Origin of the sequence: Sphingorhabdus sp. (genome assembly GCF_044374345.1) — a bacterium.
In the GTDB taxonomy this organism is placed as follows: Bacteria; Pseudomonadota; Alphaproteobacteria; order Sphingomonadales; family Sphingomonadaceae; genus Sphingorhabdus_B.
Genome location: NZ_JBILOS010000145.1, coordinates 1 through 3,248, shown reverse-complemented (window position 1 = coordinate 3,248; position 3,248 = coordinate 1). Strand labels below are relative to the sequence as shown.

Genomic DNA, 3,248 nt, shown 5'->3' with positions numbered 1-3,248 from the left:
ATTGGCTCAGCATCATCGGCATGCCCGGCGGCACCGCATGGTTCGGCTTGCTCAAGGTTGCCGAAGCGAAGGCTGGCGAAGTCATTTTCGTATCTGCCGCTGCGGGTGCCGTTGGTTCGACCGTCACGCAAATTGCCAAGGCCAAGGGCATGAAAGTCATTGGTTCAGCCGGTGGCGCAGAAAAATGTGCCTGGGTCAAAGAACTCGGCGCCGATGCCGTGATCGACTATAAATCGGGCAAGGTGCTGCCGCAGTTGATGGCCGCGCTGAAAGACATGGGCGAAAGCGGCATTGATGTCTATTTTGACAATGTCGGCGGCGAACATTTTGATGCGGCACTTGCCACGTCCAAAGAATGGGCCCGCTTTGCGATTTGCGGCATGATTGACGTCTATAACGACTTTAAAGCCCAACCAATGCAATATCTTCCGATGATCATCGGCAAGCGCATCATGATCAAGGGCTTCCTCTACCCCGACTTCTACGCACAGGTTCCGGAATTCAACGCCGATATGGCGGGGCTGATCAAATCTGGCGCAGTCAAAGGCCGTGAAACGGTGAAAGACGGGCTGGAGAAAACACCAGAAGCCTTTATCGGCCTGTTCAGTGGCGAAAACACCGGCAAAATGCTTGTGAAATTATAAGCAAATTGCTGCGCAGCATTGCTTGCTATGTTACGGAAAAGTCTGTTCAAACTGAACAGGTTTTCCGTAACGTCAAAAATGTCAATGTTGCAATATTGACGCACTGAATGAATTTCAGGAAAACCGCTGTTAACGGCGATGACATTGCCATGTCCATTCGTTAGATTGTGACCAATTCATTTCAACACAGGAGAGAAGCATATGTTACGACGTGACAAATCCCTCAGCCACGCATTGAAACTATCGGCCGCGTGCCTCGCGCTTTCAGTGCCAAGCCTCGCATTTGCGCAAGAAGCCCCTCAGGCCGACGATACAGCGGACGAAGAAATCGTTGTAACCGCGCAAGGCCGCAGCCAGCTGCTTTCAGATGTGCCAGTGGCGATTTCCGCCGTTAATGCCGAAACCCTCCAAAATAGCGGCGCGAACGATATTCGTCAGCTGAACCAGGTTGCACCATCGTTGCTCGTCTCTTCGACGGGTTCGGAAGCCAATGGTTCTGCCCGTATTCGCGGTATCGGAACGGTCGGTGACAATCCCGGCCTCGAAAGCTCGGTCCCTGTTTTCATCGACGGCGTATACCGTTCGCGTTCGGGCATTGGCTTGAACGAACTCGGCGAAATTGACCGTGTTGAAGTACAGCGTGGGCCGCAAGGTACATTGGGCGGACGTAACTCGTCTGCTGGTCTCATCAGCATCTATTCCAAAAAGCCAAGCTTTACCTTTGGTGTTAATGGCGAGCTGACCTACGGCAATTATGACTTCATGCGCGCTGCAACCAGCATCACTGGCCCGATTTCGGATCAGGTCGCGTTCCGCGTCGATGGCGTTTATGTAAAGCGTGACGGTTTCTACCGTGACGACCAAAATGGCCGCGACGTCAACAATCGTAACCGCTACTTCCTGCGTGGCCAGTTGTTGCTCCAACCAACCGATGCGCTGTCGGTGCGTCTGATTGCAGACTATACCTCGCGTAACGAAGAATGCTGCGCAGCAACCTATGTCGATGGTTCCGTCAATCCATTCATTGGTGACCTGAACAACCCAAGCACGACCGGCGTGGCATCAACAGCGACATCCAACAACATCATCAACGTATTGCGTGACCTTGGCCAACCATTGGCTGCGTTTAACCAAGGCTATGGCCGTAACATCTCGGTCAGCGCCAACCGCGTTTTCAGCGGCGAAACCAAGGATTATGGTTTCTCCGGCCAAATCGATTATGATTTCGGCGGCGCAACTTTGACGTCGATTACGGCATATCGCCAATATCGTTCCGGTCAGGCGTCCGACACCGATTATGGTGAAGTCGACATTCTGTACCGCGCGCCAAGCGATGATGCTTATCGTCAATTCCACACCTTTACGCAGGAACTCCGCCTACAGGGTGAAGCATTTGACGGAAAGCTGGATTGGCTCGTCGGCGGATTTTTCTCGAATGAGAAGCTGACCGTCCGCGACAATCTGCGTTTCGGCAACCAATATGGCCGCTTTGCAACATGCCGCATCATTTCGGGTGGCGGTTTGGCTGGGCTCTATTCGCCCACCAGCCCATCATGCGTCATCCCTGGCGTCGGCACCGCAACCATCGGCGGCGCTTCGGGTCTGTCGGGTCCGGATATTCTGGCGGCGTTCACGCGGCTTGATAGCCTGAATGATCTGGGCACCACCAACGACCGTTATTTCCAGAACGGCACGAACTTCGCGGCATTCACGCACAACATCCTGCACATTACCGATGCGCTCGATCTGACGCTTGGCCTGCGCTACACCAGCGACAAGAAGAAGTTCGACGCCACCTTTGGCAATGACAACACCGTTTGTACGGCCGTCCAAGGCCTTGTGACCGACGACTTGGTGAACCCGCAGACAACGGCAACAGCGCGTGCACTTGCGGGTTCGTTGATTGGCCTGTCCTGTCAGGGCAACTCGACCGCGGAATTGAACGGCGTGTCTATCAACGACGAGCGCAGTGAAGATGAATTCACCGGCACCGCAATCCTGTCGTGGAAAGCAACCGACGACCTGTTGGTCTACGGCAGCTTCGCGCGTGGGTATAAGGCTGGTGGTTTCAACCTTGACCGTTCAGCACTGAAGTCGCCAATCGGCACATTTGCAGCATCGGGCGGCGCGCAGGCGTTGACGGGCAGATTGCAATTCGACCCCGAATTGGTCGACAGCTATGAAATCGGTGCGAAATTCTCAAATGGTCCACTCAGCCTGAGCGTTTCTGCGTTCCGTTCGGACTTCAGCAATTTTCAGCTGAATACGTTCAATGGCACCGTGTTCCTTGTGCAGTCGATCAACGGTTGTAGCACGGATTTGGCCGGTGCTGACCGTGACCAGAACCTGTCGGCAGCAGGCTCCAACTTCAACGCAGCAGCGGCAACAACGGGCGCCTGTGCGCCAAGCGACGTGGGCTATGGCGTGCGCGCTGAAGGTGTCGAGTTGGAAGCATCCTTGGTGCCAGCACGCAACTTCCGCGTGGCGGCAGGTCTGACATATGCAAACACCAGCTATCGTGAAAACCTGGTCGGCAGCAAAACCGGCGCACCACTTGACCCTGCATTGCGCAAGTTGCCGGGCGACAATCTGTCCAACGCGCCA

The 3,248-nt window shown here is 54.7% G+C and carries 2 protein-coding genes; both read left to right on the top strand.

The annotated features are described in order from the left end of the window. Positions 1-644, top strand: a 644-nt coding sequence (locus tag ACIQ5B_RS10640; RefSeq protein ID WP_397598994.1) for a zinc-binding dehydrogenase, incomplete at its 5' end; no start/stop codon positions are given. 201 nt (positions 645-845) lie between these two features. Next, the coding region (locus tag ACIQ5B_RS10635) for a TonB-dependent receptor (RefSeq protein WP_397598993.1) at positions 846-3,248 on the top strand (2,403 nt) is incomplete at its 3' end.